The sequence below is a fragment of the Symbiopectobacterium sp. RP genome (assembly GCF_050472005.1).
Classification (GTDB): domain Bacteria; phylum Pseudomonadota; class Gammaproteobacteria; order Enterobacterales; family Enterobacteriaceae; genus Symbiopectobacterium.
This window is the reverse complement of sequence record NZ_JBGOGS010000002.1, coordinates 211,380-227,859: the sequence shown is the minus strand read 5'-3', so window position 1 is coordinate 227,859 and position 16,480 is coordinate 211,380. Positions and strand designations below refer to the sequence as shown.

At 50.4% G+C, this 16,480-nt stretch carries 16 protein-coding genes and 4 pseudogenes; 13 read left to right on the top strand and 7 right to left on the bottom strand.

What is annotated here, in order from left to right; genetic code table 11:
• Window positions 1-20 precede the first annotated feature (20 nt).
• The 3 genes from ftsE (at window position 21) to rpoH (ending at window position 2,754) form a co-directional block, all read left to right on the top strand.
• Entirely contained in the window at window positions 21-689 is a 669-nt protein-coding gene (ftsE, locus tag ACD630_RS19170; RefSeq protein ID WP_430360312.1) for a cell division ATP-binding protein FtsE, read from the top strand.
• The gene (gene ftsX, locus ACD630_RS19165; RefSeq protein ID WP_430360311.1) at window positions 679-1,647 is read left to right on the top strand and encodes a permease-like cell division protein FtsX; all 969 of its coding nucleotides are present in this window, start codon (window positions 679-681) and stop codon (window positions 1,645-1,647) included. The genes ftsE and ftsX overlap by 11 nt, the downstream gene beginning before the upstream one ends.
• A 249-nt stretch (window positions 1,648-1,896) precedes the next feature.
• Window positions 1,897-2,754: an RNA polymerase sigma factor RpoH gene (gene rpoH, locus ACD630_RS19160; RefSeq protein WP_430360310.1), complete on the top strand. Its 858-nt coding sequence runs from the start codon at window positions 1,897-1,899 to the stop codon at window positions 2,752-2,754.
• Window positions 2,755-2,932: 178 nt separating this feature from the next.
• On the opposite strand, the gene ACD630_RS19155 is transcribed toward rpoH, so the two are convergent.
• Window positions 2,933-3,973, bottom strand: a complete 1,041-nt coding sequence (locus ACD630_RS19155; RefSeq protein ID WP_430360309.1) for an IS481 family transposase — start codon at window positions 3,971-3,973, stop codon at window positions 2,933-2,935.
• Window positions 3,974-4,250: 277 nt separating this feature from the next.
• On the opposite strand from ACD630_RS19155, the pseudogene ACD630_RS19150 reads away from it, so the two are divergent.
• Window positions 4,251-5,168, top strand: a pseudogene (locus ACD630_RS19150) (IS5 family transposase).
• 123 nt (window positions 5,169-5,291) lie between these two features.
• Here ACD630_RS19150 and ACD630_RS19145 read toward each other — a convergent pair.
• Window positions 5,292-5,744: pseudogene (locus ACD630_RS19145) on the bottom strand (transposase); the annotation flags it as partial.
• A 36-nt stretch (window positions 5,745-5,780) separates the two neighbouring features.
• Between ACD630_RS19145 and ACD630_RS19140 the strand changes: the two are divergent.
• The 3 genes and pseudogenes from ACD630_RS19140 (at window position 5,781) to ACD630_RS19130 (ending at window position 6,668) form a co-directional block, all read left to right on the top strand.
• Complete coding sequence (locus ACD630_RS19140) at window positions 5,781-6,134, top strand: IS630 transposase-related protein (protein ID WP_430360308.1); 354 nt, start codon at window positions 5,781-5,783, stop codon at window positions 6,132-6,134.
• Window positions 6,070-6,483, top strand: a pseudogene (locus tag ACD630_RS19135) (IS630 family transposase); the annotation flags it as partial. The gene ACD630_RS19140 and the pseudogene ACD630_RS19135, both read left to right, overlap by 65 nt.
• A gap of 32 nt (window positions 6,484-6,515) precedes the next feature.
• Window positions 6,516-6,668 (top strand): hypothetical protein, encoded by a 153-nt coding sequence (locus ACD630_RS19130; protein ID WP_430360307.1) that lies wholly within the window; start codon window positions 6,516-6,518, stop codon window positions 6,666-6,668.
• A 15-nt stretch (window positions 6,669-6,683) separates the two neighbouring features.
• On the opposite strand, the gene xylR is transcribed toward ACD630_RS19130, so the two are convergent.
• The 4 genes from xylR to xylF all read right to left on the bottom strand — a co-directional run bounded on the left by xylR (window position 6,684) and on the right by xylF (window position 11,801).
• Complete coding sequence (gene xylR, locus ACD630_RS19125; RefSeq protein WP_430361195.1) at window positions 6,684-7,868, bottom strand: D-xylose utilization transcriptional activator XylR; 1,185 nt, start codon at window positions 7,866-7,868, stop codon at window positions 6,684-6,686.
• A 130-nt stretch (window positions 7,869-7,998) separates the two neighbouring features.
• Window positions 7,999-9,201, bottom strand: a complete 1,203-nt coding sequence (xylH, locus tag ACD630_RS19120) for a xylose ABC transporter permease XylH (protein ID WP_430360306.1) — start codon at window positions 9,199-9,201, stop codon at window positions 7,999-8,001.
• Window positions 9,179-10,720 (bottom strand): xylose ABC transporter ATP-binding protein, encoded by a 1,542-nt coding sequence (locus tag ACD630_RS19115; RefSeq protein WP_430361194.1) that lies wholly within the window; start codon window positions 10,718-10,720, stop codon window positions 9,179-9,181. Before ACD630_RS19115 ends, xylH begins: the two co-directional genes overlap by 23 nt.
• 85 nt (window positions 10,721-10,805) lie before the next feature.
• Window positions 10,806-11,801 (bottom strand): D-xylose ABC transporter substrate-binding protein, encoded by a 996-nt coding sequence (gene xylF, locus ACD630_RS19110; protein ID WP_430361193.1) that lies wholly within the window; start codon window positions 11,799-11,801, stop codon window positions 10,806-10,808.
• A gap of 355 nt (window positions 11,802-12,156) precedes the next feature.
• On the opposite strand from xylF, the gene xylA reads away from it, so the two are divergent.
• From xylA to xylB, 5 genes and pseudogenes are all read left to right on the top strand, one after another.
• Window positions 12,157-13,485: a xylose isomerase gene (gene xylA, locus ACD630_RS19105; protein WP_430361192.1), complete on the top strand. Its 1,329-nt coding sequence runs from the start codon at window positions 12,157-12,159 to the stop codon at window positions 13,483-13,485.
• Between the two features lie 19 nt (window positions 13,486-13,504).
• On the top strand, window positions 13,505-13,627 hold the full coding sequence (locus ACD630_RS19100; protein ID WP_430360305.1) for a hypothetical protein: 123 nt from the start codon (window positions 13,505-13,507) through the stop codon (window positions 13,625-13,627).
• Window positions 13,569-13,973 carry an IS630 transposase-related protein gene (locus ACD630_RS19095; RefSeq protein ID WP_430361191.1) on the top strand — a complete coding sequence of 135 codons (405 nt, stop codon included), beginning with the start codon at window positions 13,569-13,571 and terminating at the stop codon, window positions 13,971-13,973. The genes ACD630_RS19100 and ACD630_RS19095 overlap by 59 nt, the downstream gene beginning before the upstream one ends.
• A pseudogene (locus ACD630_RS19090) lies at window positions 13,856-14,218 on the top strand (IS630 family transposase); the annotation flags it as partial. The gene ACD630_RS19095 and the pseudogene ACD630_RS19090, both read left to right, overlap by 118 nt.
• A 242-nt stretch (window positions 14,219-14,460) precedes the next feature.
• A complete protein-coding gene (gene xylB / locus ACD630_RS19085; RefSeq protein WP_430360304.1) occupies window positions 14,461-15,930 on the top strand; it encodes a xylulokinase in 1,470 nt (489 codons plus the stop codon).
• Window positions 15,931-15,935: 5 nt separating this feature from the next.
• Here the strand turns inward: xylB and ACD630_RS19080 are convergent, their stop codons facing one another.
• The gene (locus tag ACD630_RS19080; protein ID WP_430360303.1) at window positions 15,936-16,196 is read right to left on the bottom strand and encodes a hypothetical protein; all 261 of its coding nucleotides are present in this window, start codon (window positions 16,194-16,196) and stop codon (window positions 15,936-15,938) included.
• Between the two features lie 47 nt (window positions 16,197-16,243).
• Between ACD630_RS19080 and ACD630_RS19075 the strand changes: the two genes are divergently transcribed.
• Window positions 16,244-16,375 carry an IS630 transposase-related protein gene (locus tag ACD630_RS19075; protein ID WP_430360296.1) on the top strand — a complete coding sequence of 44 codons (132 nt, stop codon included), beginning with the start codon at window positions 16,244-16,246 and terminating at the stop codon, window positions 16,373-16,375.
• Window positions 16,376-16,480: the final 105 nt, after the last annotated feature.

Sequence of the window (16,480 nt, the reverse complement as noted above, 5' to 3'; positions counted from 1 at the left end):
TCCCGAGAGGATGAAAACGGATGATTCGCTTTGAACAAGTCAGTAAGGCTTATCTCGGTGGACGTCAGGCGTTGCAGGGGGTGGATTTCCATCTGCTTCCTAGGGAGATGGCGTTTCTGACGGGCCATTCTGGTGCCGGGAAAAGTACCCTGCTGAAACTGATTTGTGGCATAGAGCGCCCGAGCGCGGGCCAGATTTTGTTCAGCGGGCACAATATCAGCCGCTTGAAAAAGCGTGAGGTGCCCTTCTTGCGCCGCCAGATCGGCATGATCTTTCAGGATCACCATCTGCTAATGGATCGTACTGTCTACGATAACGTGGCGATGCCGCTGATTATTGCCGGGGCGAGCAGTGAAGATATCCGCCGCCGTGTTTCGGCCGCTCTCGATAAAGTGGGCTTGCTGGACAAAGCCAAGAGCTACCCGATTCAATTGTCTGGCGGTGAACAGCAGCGTGTGGGCATTGCCCGCGCGGTGGTGAACAAACCGACGGTACTGCTGGCAGATGAGCCGACCGGTAACTTGGATAACGCGCTGTCTCAGGATATTTTGCGTTTGTTCGAAGAATTTAACCGCGTTGGCGTCACGGTGTTGATGGCAACGCACGACACGACGCTGATTGCCAGCCGTCAGTATCGCGTACTGACGCTGTCGCAAGGACGTATGCTGGGAGGCGTTTATGGCGACTAATTCCCGTAACCCGAAACCCCGCGTAAATAAGGAAAAGGCACTGCGCGGTGGTTGGCAAGAACAGTGGCGTTATGCCTGGGACAATACGCTGGCGGATATGTTGCGCCAGCCGCTGGCGACGCTGCTGACCGTGATGGTGATTGCCATCTCGCTGACCTTGCCAAGTATCTGTTATCTGGTGTGGAAAAACGTCAGTCAGGCAGCCGCGCAGTGGTATCCCACGCCGCAGCTGACGGTCTATCTGGATAAGGCGTTGGACAATGATGCGGCGCAGGGCGTGATTAACACGCTTCAGGCAGAGGACGGGGTGGAGAAGGTCAACTACCTGTCCCGTGATGAAGCGATGGATGAGTTTCGCAACTGGTCCGGTTTCAGTGGGGCGCTGGACATGCTGGAAGAGAATCCGCTGCCTGCCGTTGCCATCATTACGCCAAAGCTGAACTTCCAAAGCTCACAGACGCTGACCTCGCTGCGCGATCGCGTGGCGGCGGTGTACGGTGTGAGTGAAGTCCGTATGGACGATAGCTGGTTTGCGCGCCTGGTGGCGCTGACCTCACTGGTGGGTCAGGTGGCCACTACCATCGGTATCCTGATGATTGTTGCCGTGTTCCTGGTCATCGGTAATAGCGTGCGTCTGAGTATTTTCAGCCGCCGTGAAACCATCAATGTCATGGAGCTGATTGGGGCGACGGACGGCTTTATTTTACGTCCCTTCCTCAACGGTGGTGCATTGTTGGGCGGTGGTGGCGCGTTGCTGTCGTTGATTCTGTCGCAGGCGTTGGTCTGGAAGCTCTCTGCCGTGGTCGATCAGGTTGCTACGGTATTTGGTACGCGCTTTGCCGTGACCGGACTCACCTGGGATGAATCACTGCTGCTGCTGTTGATTGCTGGGATGATTGGCTGGCTGGCAGCATGGCTGGCAACCGTGCAACATTTACGTCGCTTTACACCAGAATGAGTTTTTTCTGGTAGGATTTTCTGGTGCCTTGGCGCGCTGAGGGTGGGGTAAAATCATCGACAGGTTCGCCTTGATCTGTCGCCGTCAGGCGATAAAATAGGGTCAGTCGATGAATAGAATGAACTCTTGGCATACGACATAATCAAAGGTTCTGTGCCGGAGCGGCAGTAAGGTGCATCGGTTTTGTTGTACATAATGTGAGGCTTAACGTTGTATTTTATTCACTCACGCTAATTGAAGAGGGGTCGAATGACCAAAGATATGCAAACTTTCACCTTAGTTCCCCAGGGCAGTCTGGAAGGGTATATTCGTGCCGCCAACGCCTATCCGATGCTGACTGCGGAGGAAGAGCGGGCACTGGCTGAACGGCTGCATTACGAGGGCGATCTGGAATCGGCGAAAGCGTTGATCCTGTCGCATCTGCGCTTTGTGATTCACGTAGCCCGTACTTATGCTGGTTACGGATTGCCCCAAGCAGACCTGATTCAAGAAGGCAATATCGGCCTGATGAAAGCGGTGCGCCGCTTCAACCCGGAAATGGGTGTGCGTCTGGTGTCCTTTGCTGTGCACTGGATCAAAGCCGAAATTCACGAATATGTGTTGCGTAACTGGCGTATCGTCAAGGTTGCGACCACCAAAGCGCAGCGCAAGCTGTTCTTTAACCTGCGTAAGACTAAACAGCGTCTGGGCTGGTTTAATCAGGACGAAGTAGAACTGGTGGCCTGTGAATTGGGTGTCACCAGCAAAGATGTGCGCGAGATGGAATCGCGTATGGCCGCGCAAGATATGACGTTCGATCCCACGCCGGATGACGAATCGCACGATGGCCAAGCGATGGCACCCATGCTCTATCTTCAGGATAAATCTTCTGATTTTTCCGCTGGCATCGAAGAAGATAACTGGGATAACCACGCAGCGGACAAGCTTGCTTACGCGTTGGAAGGGCTGGATGAACGCAGCCAGCATATTATCCGGGCGCGCTGGTTGGATGACGATAACAAATCCACCTTGCAGGAACTGGCCGATCAATACGGCGTGTCCGCAGAACGTGTGCGTCAGTTAGAGAAAAATGCCATGAAAAAACTGCGGGCGGCGATTGAGGCTTGATGCAATAGTATTTATTTCAGATAGTGAAAAGGCCAACGTATGTTGGCCTTTTTGTCGCGCATATTGAAGGATAAGTAGAGAGAATATTAGTCAGAGTAAGATGTGATTTCATCCTTTATTTGTACTAGCTCAGACCTGAGCTGACAGTTACCGATTATTTATACAGGTGTCTGTCAGATTACATCTGGTTCAGATTCTTTTCTGCCCAGCTCCGTTTTCCATCGAGTAAAGTGGCCATCGGCGTACGCCTGCAGCACATTTTTCCCTGATGAGTTCGCTCATTATTGTAATGCCACAACCAGTTGTCCAGATCTACCTGCAGGCTTTCCAGGTCTCCATATAACTTCTTGCCGAACGTAACCTGATAAAAATCCTGCAAAATGGTTTTATGGAAGCGCTCACAGGTGCCGTTCGTCTGCGGAGACATCGCCTTCGTTTTCGTATGCTCGATATCGTTGATAGCCAGATAAAGCTGATAATCATGCTGCTCCACTTTACCACAGTACTCCGTACCCCTGTCGGTCAGTATTCTCAGCACCGGCAGTCCCTGAGCCTCGTAGAACGGGAGTACGCGATCATTGAGCAGGTCGGCAGCGGTGAGCGGTGTTTTATTCGTATACAGCTTGCAGTGCGCCACTTTCGAGTACGTATCCACGAACATCTGCTGGTAGATACGGCCCACCCCCTTCAGATTGCCCACGTAGAAGGTGTCCTGCGAGCCCAGATACCCGGGATGTGCCGTCTCGATTTCACCGCAGGCCTCATCATCGTGCGCCTTCTTCTCCAGGGCTGCGATTTGAGCGTCGGTAAGGACAATGCCTTCTCTGGCGACCTTTTCCTCAAGCGCCTTCAGGCGTTTACGGAAGTTCTCCAGGTCGTGTCGTTGCCAGATGGAGCGCACGCCGCTGCCGGAGATAAACACGCCTTTTTTACACAGCTCATTATTGGTCCGGTGCTGCCCATGGGGCGGGAACTCAATAGCATAATCAACAACCGTGCGTTCAGTGGCTTCGTCGGCGCGGTTCTTCAGGTTCGGAACCCGGCGGTTCTGGTTAACCAGCGCATCAATGGCGCCTTCAGCAGCCAGTTCCTGATAACGGTAAAATCTATCGCGTGACACGCCCATGCTCTTGCAGGCTTTTGATACGTTACCGAGTTCTTCGGCGAGATTGAGCAGGCCGGCTTTGTGTTTGATAATGGGATTGTTAGTATGAAGCATGAGAGTTACCTCTCGTTTTGTTTAAGGATTAGACACCCATATCAAAACCGGTAACTCTCAACCTTTCAAGGTCCAGTGTCAGATCTAGTCGCGACTAATACACTTTATTTCCTGAGGTATAAATAATACGGTTTCTGTTGTTATTGAATGTTATTCTTGCTTTAAATGAAAATACTCACCATGCGTTTTTGACATCATATACGGCTTTGTTGAATAAATAGAACTTTTGGGTAATCATCGGAGCAGATCAACACAGTTGTTTCAAAATCAGGTCTCCATGGCAAAACAAAATTTTAAAATCACCAACTGGCCCTCTTATAACAAGGCCCTCAAGCAGCGCGGTTCTCTAACCGTATGGCTAGATGAATCAGCCATTGCTGCATGGACGGAAAAAAACACTACTGAACGGCGTGGACGACCGCTCCACTACTCAAATATGGCCATCACCACAGTCCTGATGATGAAACGCGTGTTTGGCCTTTCATTGAGGGCTTTACAGGGCTTTGGTGACTCGATTTTTAAACTGATTAAATTGTCGCTCCATTGTCCAGACTATTCGCTGCTCAGCAAGCGAGCAAAGACAGTGAACATCAGCATAAAAACGCCAACCCGTGGTGAAATCTCACATCTGGTCATTGATGGAACCGGCCTGAAGGTCTTTGGCGAAGGCGAATGGAAAGTCCGGCAGCATGGTGCCGACAGACGCAGGGTATGGCGTAAGCTGCACCTGGCAGTAGACAGTGTGACGCATGAGATTATCTGTGCGGATTTGTCGCTCAGTGGTACGACTGATGCCCAAGCTCTACCGGTGCTGATAAACCAGACCCACCGGAAAATCAGAGAGGCATCGGCTGACGGCGCTTAGGATACAGTTTACTGCTATGATGCTCTGGTGAGGAAGAAAATAAGGCCGCTTATCCCGCCACGAAGGGGGGCGCAATATTGGCAAGATCACTACCACGAGCGTAACCACGCTGTTGCAAATCAGCGCATTAGCGGTAGTAACGCTATCTGGAAAAAGAAAGTGGGCTATCACCGGCGCTCAGTGGCTGAAACGGCCATGTTCCGGTTCAAAAGGCTTCTGGGTGGTCATCTAAGTCTGAGAGACTACGATGGTCAGGTGGGTGAAGCCATGGTCAAAGCGCTTAACCTGATCACGCTATTAGGAATGCCGAACAGTATTCGCATCACGTAACAATCGACCCGTATGGGGCGCAGTCGTTACAAGTTCTGATTTATTCAACAAAGCCATCATATACATGAAATAAAAGTCGTTTAATTTTTTATATGAGTTATTAGCAAATCTGGTGTATGGCGATCAGGCTACGTTCCGCTCTGATGCTTCGTGAATCTGTTCTCCATCCTTAAATTGGACGTTGCTTACAACCAGGGTCAGCAGGTCAAATCCTCTTAGTCGGTTCCAGCTTTTCTGTGCAGACTGGAGCAGCTTAAATACCATTGACAGGGTTGTTTCTCTCGAACCACTGTTCTTCGCGCGTCTGCTTCGTAGCCTCACAGTCGCAAAAGCCGATTCAATCGGATTTGTCGTTCTTATTGACGCCCAGTGCTCTGACGGGAAGTCGTAGAATGCCAGCAGTTCTTCTCGAGCTTTCTCCAGCTTCTTCATCGCTGCAGGATACTTCGCTGAAAACCTTGCCAACAAAACATCAAAGGCTTCATTAGCGGCATCGCGGCTCTCTGCTAGCCAAACCTCCCGCAGCTCAGCCTTAACTTTCGGTTGCATGGTTTTGGGGTGTGAAGCCAACACATTATAGCTAAACGACTTAATTTTGATTACGTTATTTAAATGAGTTATTCAATTGATTTTAGACGTAAAGTGATATCTACACGGGAAGAAGAAGGGTTGAGTATCCGAGAAACAGCGAAGCAATTTCGGATTGGCCCTGCCTCTGTATCGCGTTGGATTAATCAAATAGCGTCAAAAGCATCGACCACGCGTCAGCGAAAGAGCGATAAATCCGAGTTGATAAAAGATGTTGAACCATATCCAGATGCTTACCAAAAAGAACGTGCAGAGCGTTTTGGCGTTTGTCAGAAGGCCATTTGGCAAGCTCTTAAAAAGCTGGGATTGACCTATAAAAAAACTCTACGTCATCCGAAAGCGCCCGGCAAGCATTTCAACAAAAAAACAACAGTATGAAAAAGAAGGAAAACCTATTGTTTTTATTGATGAAAGTGGTTTTCCACATGATACCCCACGGACTCACGGCTATTCCCCAAAAGGTCAACGGTGTTTTGGCCTGAAGAACGGGGGAGCCAAGGGAAGAACAAATGTTATCGGCGCTTTATTAGGCACAACGCTGTTTGCTATCGGATTATTTGATATCAATATTAACAGCGATGTTTTCTATTCCTGGGTCACACAAGTCCTTATCCCAGTACTCCCTAAAAACAGGGTAATCGTGATGGACAATGCAACTTTTCACAAAAAACATAATATTCAACAAGTCATCATCGATGCAGGGTATATGGTGAAGTATTTGCCTACATATTCGCCAGATCTTAACCCCATTGAGCATAAATGGGCACAAGCAAAAAGCAAAAAAAGAGAGAGTGGTTGCGATACAGAGATTTTGTTCTCAGTCCATATGGTGTAATCAAAATTAAGTCGCTTGGCTATATTACGATCACTGGCGTGTACCGGCCTAAAAAACCGATAGCCCGGCTATCGTGAACGAGGGCGGGCATTTCACCGATTCATATCTTCACCGAAACGATCGCGATACTCTTTCGGCGTCAAATCATACTCTTTCCTGAACACCGCATAAAAATAGGGCAGCGACGGGTAACCACACATCACCGAGATCTCGTTGATCGACAGTGAAGTTGACACCAGTAGATTGCGCGCGCGCTCCAGTTTTTCTGCGTGAATGACACCGTGAATGGTCTGCCCCATTTCATCTTTAAAGCGCTTTTCCAGATTGGAGCGCGACATGCCGACGGCATCCAGCACCTGCTCGACTTTAATACCTTTACAGGCATAGCAGCGAATATAGTGCATGGCCTGAATCACTGCCGGGTCGTGCACCGAACGGTAATCGGTGGAACTGCGTCGTATCACCCGCACGGGAGGAACCAAAATGCGCTGAAGCGGTAGTGCTACCGGATGGTGTAACAACTGATGCAGCAATTTGGCGGCGCGATAGCCCATCTGCCGTGTACCCTGCGCAACAGATGAGAGCGCCACCCGAGACAGATAACGTGTCAGCTCTTCATTATCGATACCGATGACACAGAGTTTTTCCGGTACCGCGATGTTCAAATATTCGCACACCTGCAACAAATGGCGGGCTCGAGCATCCGTAACGGCGATAATGCCGGTTTGTGGCGGTAAGGTTTGCACCCAGTCTGCAAGGCGATTTTGTGCGTATTGCCAGTTGTCCGGCGCGGTTTCCATCCCCTGATACACCACGCCCTGATATTGCTCCGATGCGACCAGTTGACGAAAAGCGTACTCGCGCTCCTGCGCCCACCCTTTGCCACCCGAAGGCGGTAATCCATAAAAGGCAAAGCGATTAAGCCCTTTCTCTTTCAGATGCATAAACGCACATTGCACCAAGGCATGATTATCGGTCGCGATGTAATGCACAGGAGGATAGTCATCAGGATCGTGATAAGAGCCGCCAACGCCCACCAATGGCACGCCCACATTATGCAACGACTGAACAATTTCCCGATCGTCAAAATCAGCAATCACGCCATCGCCCAGCCAGTCTTTCACATTATCAATACGGCAGCGGAAATCCTCTTCAATAAAAATATCCCAACCGCATTGAGAGGCCTGCAAGTACTCGCCCACGCCCTCCACCACTTGTCGGTCGTAGACTTTATTGGCATTAAACAACAGCGTAATACGATAGCGTTTTTCAAACATATTCACTGCTCCAGCCGTGGAGATGCTCTTCTCAATAGCACACCTCCACGGTGAGCAAAAATATTTTGCTGATTAATGCGAGCCGCAGCCTGTTTCCTGAAACCCGCTGACATCATGTCATCAGAGACGGTCAGCCTTTGCGCTTGGTGGCCGTATCCATCCACACCGCCAACAGCAAAATGCCGCCTTTGACGATGTACTGCCAAAAAGTCGGAACATCCAACATGCTCATTCCATTATCTAACGAGGCCATGATAAACGCCCCCATGACCGCCCCAGCTACGCTGCCAACACCACCGGCCAAACTGGTGCCACCGATTACGCACGCGGCGATGCCATCCAACTCGGCAATGTTGCCCGCAGAAGGTGAACCTGCCCCCAAACGCGAACTTAAAATCAACCCTGCAACCGCCACCATCAGCCCGTTAATGGCAAAAACCGCCAACTTGCTGCGTGCAACGTTGATACCCGACAAGCGGGCCGCCTCGATATTGCCACCAATGGCATAAATGCGACGCCCAAACGCCGTGCGCGTTGCCATAAAAATCCCGCCCAGCATTAGCAGCGTCAAAATCAGCACAGGCGTAGGCACACCACGATAGTCATTCAGCAGGTAAATCGCGCCCAGCACCAACACCGCCATAACGGCCTGCCGCCCAATGTCACTGACCGGACGTGTTACGCTGAGCCCCAGACTGGCCCGTTTTTGCCGCCGACGCCATTGCCAGGCAATAAATGTCAGTAACCCCGCCACCCCAAGCGTAAATCCGACACCCGCAGGCAGATAGCTTTGGCCGATCTGTGCCATGGCGCTACTGGTCGGAGAGACGGTGGTACCGTTAGTAATGCCGATGAGAATACCGCGAAAAGCCAGCATTCCCGACAAGGTAACAATAAATGAGGGCACTTTACGGTACGCTACCCACCAGCCGTTCCAGGCACCCAATAACAGCCCCAGAAGCAGCGTCACCACGATTGTCAACGGCAGCGGCCACCCTAACCACACGTCAAAGATGGCGGCCAATCCGCCCAGTAACCCCATCATGGAGCCTACCGAGAGATCAATTTCGGCAGAGACGATGACAAACACCATCCCCACCGCCAAAATGCCGGTGATGGCCGTCTGGCGCAGCAGGTTAGACACATTACGCGCGCTGAGATAGGAGCCATCGGTCATCAAGGTGAAAAACAGCATAATCGCGATAATGGCGGCAATCATGACAAACACCTGAAGATTTACCTGCCTGAACCAGCGCACGGCCTCGCCCGCGGGTGCCGGTTGTTTGGGTGCCAGGGTATCGGCAGAGGCATTAGACGGTGGCGTTTTCAACATGTTGTTCACTCCTCAGCGCGGCTTCCATAACCTGCTCTTGTGTCAAATCGTGATTAACCAAATCCGCTTTTACACGCCCTTCATGCATCACCAGGACACGATCGCTCAGTCCCAGCACCTCCGGCAGCTCGGATGAAATGACGATGATCGCCATCCCTTCTTTGGCTAACTGATTAATAAGTTTATATATTTCATATTTTGCGCCGATATCGATGCCGCGCGTAGGCTCATCGAGGATCAAAATATCGGGGTTTAACAACAGGCATTTTGCCAACACCACTTTTTGCTGGTTCCCGCCGCTCAGGCGGGCAATGGCTAAATCCTGACTGGCCGTTTTCACCTTAAGATGGGCAATCGACTGGCGAATCACATCCTGTTCGCGCGCGTCATCCAGCGAAGAAAACAGCCCGGAAAAGCGGTCGAGTGCCGCCAGCGTAATGTTTTGCGCCACGCTCATCACCGGAACAATGCCATCCTTTTTGCGGTCTTCCGGCACCATCGCGATACCCAGCGCCATCGCCTGCTGGCAATCGTTAATCGCTACAGGCTGCCCCTTGAGCACAATATTGCCCTGCCAGCGTCCACGGTAAGCACCAAACAGACATTGCACCGTTTCGGTCCGGCCGGAGCCAACCAGCCCCGCGACGCCCAGAATTTCCCCCCGACGCAGCGCGAAGGAAACATCATTGACGCGACGAATATGGCGGTTAACCGGATGCCACGCCGTCAGGTGTTCGACGCGCAGGATCTCCTCGCCAATGTCATGCGCTTCAGAGGGGTAAAGCTCGGTTAGCTCCCGCCCCACCATCATGGCGATGATCTGCTCTTCACTAAGCGAGTCGGCAGGATGGGTACCGATATGCTTGCCATCGCGAATCACACAGATGACGTCCGAAATGGCTTTGACTTCATTTAGCTTGTGGGAAATGTAGATACAGGCGATACCGTGATTGCGCAAATCACGAATGATATCCAGCAAAATCGCGGTTTCCCGCTCAGTCAGTGAGGCAGTCGGTTCGTCCAATACCAACAGCCGCACCTGCTTGTTAAGTGCCTTGGCAATCTCCACCAGTTGCTGTTGGCCCAGACCCAGTTCACCAACTCGGGTATGAGGATCGACCTCAAGCTTGACGCGCGCCAGCATGGTCTGGCAGCGCAAATACATCGAATCACTGTCCAATATGCCGCGTGCCATCCACTCATTACCTAGGAAAATGTTCTCCAATACGCTCATCTCTTTGACCAGCGCCAGTTCCTGATGAATGATGGCGATACCCTTCTGCTCAGTATCACGAATATGGCTGGTGTGCAGCGGATTGCCAGTGAAGAGGATATCCCCGCCATAGCTGCCGAAAGGATAAATGGCGCAAAGCACTTTCATCAGCGTCGATTTACCCGAACCATTCTCACCGCACAGCGATAATACTTGTCCGGCTTCCAGCGCCAGGCTGACATTATCCACCGCCTTTACGCTGCCAAACACCTTGGTGATGTTTTTCATTTCCAACAAGAACGGCATTCTCGCCTCCATCGTTCATCCGCCGCACACCCGGTAACGCAGACAACCTAAGCCCCGGTGTCAGAGGACACTCGGGGCCAGTTACTCACTTGAGATCGGCGGCTTTATGGAAGCCATCGGCAATCACGGTGGTTTCAATGTTGGATTTATCAACTGGCACCGGCGCTAACAGATACGATGGTACCGCTTTTAATCCATTCTCCAGCGAGGCGTTGGACTTGGGGGCTTTTCCCGCCCCTAACGCAACGGCAATATCAGCAGCTTCCGTTGCCAGCTTGCTGATCGGTTTGTACACCGTCATAGTTTGCGTGCCAGCGATAATGCGTTTTATCGCCGCCAAATCCGCATCCTGCCCGGAAATCGCCACCTTGCCCGCCAAGCCTTGCGCGGCCAAAGCCTGAATCGCACCGCCCGCTGTGGCATCATTGGAGGCGACGACAGCCTGAATATTGTTATTGTTTGCCGTTAGTGCATTCTCCATAATTTTCAAGGCATTTTCTGGCAACCACGCATCGACCCATTGATCGCCAACAACTTTTATTTTTCCAAAGTCAATCAAGGGTTTTAATACGTTCATCTGGCCCTTACGGAACAGTTTTGCATTATTGTCCACCGGCGAACCACCCATCAGGAAATAATTACCTTGTGGCACTTTGTCAATCAAATATTTCGCTTGTAGCTCTCCCACCTTTTCATTATCAAACGAGATATAAAAATCCACATCCGCGTTATTGATCATGCGGTCATAGGCTAACACCTTGATACCTTCGCGTTTTGCTTCTGCAATCACATTGCTAAGCACCTGGCCGTTATAAGGAATAATAACCAGGACATCGACGCCGCGATTTATCATGTTTTCTATTTGAGAAATCTGGTTTTCCTCATTGCCGTTCGAAGACTGAACGAACACCGTCGCCCCCTGCGCTTGCGCCTTGGCAACAAAGAGATCGCTATCTTTCTGCCAGCGTTCCAAACGCAAGTCATCGATTGCCATACCAATTTTTACCTCTTTGGCAAATCCAGCATGGCTTATTAACGCAAGTACGGCACAGGCTGACAGTAAAAAGTGTTTAACTTTCATCATGAGTACCTTTCTTTTTAAACGTTTAACGTGCAGGAAAGAAACGCTACCAAGCAGAAAAAGTGTTGCCGGTAACTGGAGCGGCTTCAATTACAGATTTTCACCAAGCAATTATGTTTTTTGGTTTAATAGTAATTTCATGAAGTAGGTCATATTTTATTGTTATCGCCCTCAACCATCCCTCATTATTCATGAATGTGCATTCAGAATATTTCTCTCCGTTATTTTTTGCGATCGGCTGCACACTTAATAATTATCTGAACACAAGTGTGAAATAACATAATTGAGCAAACGTCGATCCCCTCCGAAGATGAATAACAATGACCGCTTACCCGCTTTTCTTAAGGAGTTCTCCATGCCAACCTATTTTGAACAAATTGAACGTGTTCGTTATGAAGGCCGCGGCACCACAAATCCCTTCGCTTTCCGCCATTACAATCCCGAACAGGAAATTTTGGGGAAACGGATGTCAGAGCATTTGCGTTTCGCCGTCGCATACTGGCACACCTTCTGTTGGAACGGTGCCGATATGTTTGGCGTTGGCTCCTTTGAACGACCCTGGCAAGCGGCAGGGGAGCCCTTGGAATTGGCAAAACAAAAAGCCGATATTGCCTTTGAGTTTTTCCAAAAATTGAACGTGCCTTACTACTGCTTCCACGACGTGGATATCGCACCGGAAGGCAGTTCATTGAATGACTATATGTATAATTTCCAAACCATTGTCGACAAATTTGCCGAAAAGCAGCAGCAAACAGGGGTAAAACTGCTCTGGGGAACCGCCAACTGCTTTACACACCCTCGTTATGCTGCCGGTGCTGCCACCAACCCAGATCCGGAAATTTTTGCCTGGGCAGCGACACAGGTCTTTTCTGCCATGAACGCCACTCAGAAGCTCGGAGGAGAAAACTACGTACTGTGGGGCGGGCGCGAAGGCTATGAAACCTTGCTAAATACCGATTTGCGTCAGGAACTGGAACAGATTGGCCGCTTTATGCAGATGGTGGTAGAGCATAAGCATAAAATCGGTTTTCAGGGCACGCTGCTTATCGAACCGAAACCGCAGGAGCCGACCAAGCATCAGTACGATTACGATGTGGCAACCGTTTATGGTTTCCTGAAACAGTTCGGTTTAGAAAAAGAGATCAAGGTTAATATTGAAGCAAACCACGCTACGCTGGCAGGACACACGTTCCACCATGAAATCGCCACTGCCATCGCGCTGGGGATTTTTGGTTCGGTTGATGCCAACCGTGGCGACCCGCAGTTGGGCTGGGATACCGATCAGTTCCCGAACAGCGTGGAAGAGAATGCCTTAATCATGTATGAGATCCTCAAAGCAGGTGGCTTCACAACCGGTGGACTAAATTTTGACGCCAAAGTGCGTCGCCAAAGCACCGATCGCTACGATCTGTTCCATGCCCATATAGGTGCCATGGATACGCTGGCGTTGTCGCTAAAAGTCGCAGCCCGGATGCTGGAAGATGACAAGTTGAACCAATGGGTTGCTAAACGCTATGCGGGCTGGAACGGCGAACTTGGGCAGCAAATCCTGCAAGGTAAACTTTCCCTCGAACAGTTGGCAAAATACGTCCACGCAAAACAACTCGCACCGAAACACCAAAGCGGGCATCAGGAAATGTTGGAGAATTTGATCAACAACTACCTATATAGCCAAACAACTTAATTTTGATTACATTATTTAAATGAGCTATTCAATTGATTTTAGACGTAAAGTGATATCTACACAGGAAGAAGAAAGGGTTGAGTATCCGGGAAACAGCGAAGCAATTTCGGATTGGCCCTGCCTCTGTATCGCGTTGGATTAATCAAATAGCGTCAAAAGCATCGACCACGCGTCAGCGAAAGAGCGATAAATCCGAGTTGATAAAAGATGTTGAACCATATCCAGATGCTTACCAAAAAGAACGTGCAGAGCGTTTTGGCGTTTGTCAGAAGGCCATTTGGCAAGCTCTTAAAAAGCTGGGATTGACCTATAAAAAACTCTACGTCATCCGAAAGCCGACGAAATCGCCCGGCAAGCATTTCAACAAAAAATACAACAGTATGAAAAAGAAGGTAAACCTATTGTTTTTATTGATGAAAGTGGTTTTCCACACGATACCCCACGGACTCACGGCTATTCCCCAAAAGGTCAACGGTGTTTTGGCCTGAAGAACGGGGGAGCCAAGGGAAGAACAAATGTTATCGGCGCTTTATTAGGCACAACGCTGTTTGCTATCGGATTATTTGATATCAATATTAACAGCGATGTTTTCTATTCCTGGGTCACACAAGTCCTTATCCCAGTACTCCCTAAAAACAGGGTAATCGTGATGGACAATGCAACTTTTCACAAAAAACATAATATTCAACAAGTCATCATCGATGCAGGGTATATGGTGGAGTATTTGCCTACATATTCGCCAGATCTTAACCCCATTGAGCATAAATGGGCACAAGCAAAAAGCAAAAAAAGAGAGAGTGGTTGCGATACAGAGATTTTGTTCTCAGTCCATATGGTGTAATCAAAATTAAGTCTCTTGGCTATATCAGTAAGGGTTAAAAGTCGCCTATTCTCACGGATGTTGCGACTTATCCGTGGGAATAACGCGGTGGGAATTACAGCGGTATCGGCAGGTCTAAACAAGGATCTCACATTATGTATATGGGTATCGATCTCGGCACGTCGGGCGTAAAGACCCTTCTGTTGAATGAGGAAGGCTGCCTCATTGCCGCACAAAGCGCACCGTTAACGGTATCCCGCCCCCATCCACTCTGGTCTGAGCAATCTCCCGAGGCGTGGTGGATAGCAACCGATGCCACGGTACAAGCGCTGGCAACACAGCACGATTTACATGCCGTTAAGGCTATCGGCCTGACAGGGCAAATGCATGGTGCTACCTTGCTCGACAAACAGCATCGGGTGTTACGCCCCGCGATGCTGTGGAACGATGGCCGTAGTGCCGCCCAATGCCACACGTTGGAACAACAGGTGCCGGATTCTCGCCAGATTACGGGTAATCTGATGATGCCGGGCTTCACGGCTCCTAAACTGAAATGGGTTCAGGAACATGAGCCCACATGCTTTCGGCAGATTGATAAGGTTCTGTTACCCAAAGACTACCTGCGCTGGTGTATGACGGGCGAATTTGCCAGCGACATGTCGGATGCCGCCGGTACGATGTGGTTGGATGTCGGTAAACGGGACTGGAGTGATACTCTGCTCGCTGCCTGTTCGCTCGATCGCGAGGCAATGCCTGACTTGTTTGAAGGCAATCAGATAACCGGTTACCTTTCTGATGCACTGGCACAGCACTGGAACATGAATAGCGTCCTAGTGGTCGCCGGTGGCGGCGATAATTCAGCGGGTGCCGTTGGGGTAGGCCTGTGGCAAGCGGGGCAAGCCATGCTGTCACTGGGAACATCCGGCGTCTACTTTGCGGTCAGCGATGGTTTTCTCAGCAACCCGCAGCATGCGGTGCACAGCTTCTGCCATGCCTTACCGGGCACTTGGCATTTGATGTCGGTGATGTTGAGCGCGGCATCGTGTCTGGAGTGGGTAGCTCGATTGACCCATGCCGAAAGCGTATCGCAATTACTGGAAGAAGTGGCACAGGCCACTTTCAGCACCAGCGTACCGCCGGTCTGCTTCCTCCCCTACCTTTCAGGCGAGCGTACCCCGCACAATAATCCGCAGGCAAAAGGAGCTTTTTGGGGATTAACCTACCAGCACGGCCGGGCAGAACTGGCTCGCGCCGTGTTGGAAGGCGTTGGGTTCGCGCTTGCCGATGGCATGGACGTGCTGCACATGACCGGGCTGCGCCCCTCCAGTATCACGTTGATTGGCGGTGGTGCACGCAGCGCGTACTGGCGTCAAATGCTGGCGGATATCAGCGGACAGACGCTGGAGTACCGCACTGGCGGCGATGTCGGCCCCGCTCTGGGGGCGGCGCGGCTGGCACAAAGCGCCGTGAATCCCGCTATCTCTCTGGCCGACCTGTTGCCACCGCTGCCTCTGGAACAGATTCACCAGCCCGATGCCGCACAGCACGCCCGCTATGCGCAGCAACGAGAAACGTTTCGTATGCTCTACCAGCAGTTGCGCCCATTGATGAACGATATCCATTAACTAACTCAACGCCGGATGTCGCATCGCTGCACCAACAGGGAAAGCAGTATGCTGCATATCACCGCGCAGAAAAAAACGTAAAAGATATCCAGTATCGGCCACCCTTTCAGGGCCAGATCGCGAGTACGAATAAAATGAATAATCAGGGCATGGAAGCCATAAATAGCCAGAGAATGGCGGGAGATAAACGAAAATCCGGGCAAAGGTGCGCTCAGTGCTGCCGCTTTGAACAGGATCATCAGGCATACTGCCGCAATAAACACCAACGGGTTGGTATATAGCTAAACGACTTAATTTTGATTACATTATTTAAATGAGCTATTCAATTGATTTTAGACGTAAAGTGATATCTACACGGGAAGAAGGAGGGTTGAGTATCCGAGAAACAGCGAAGCAATTTCGGATTGGCCCTGCCTCTGTATCGCGTTGGATTAATCAAATATAGCCAACCGACTTAAAAATGATTATAGCCAATGCCCTGATATGTGGCAAAAAAATACAGATAATTGTTATCAAAATAATGTCGCTTGGCTATAGAGTCAAAAGCATC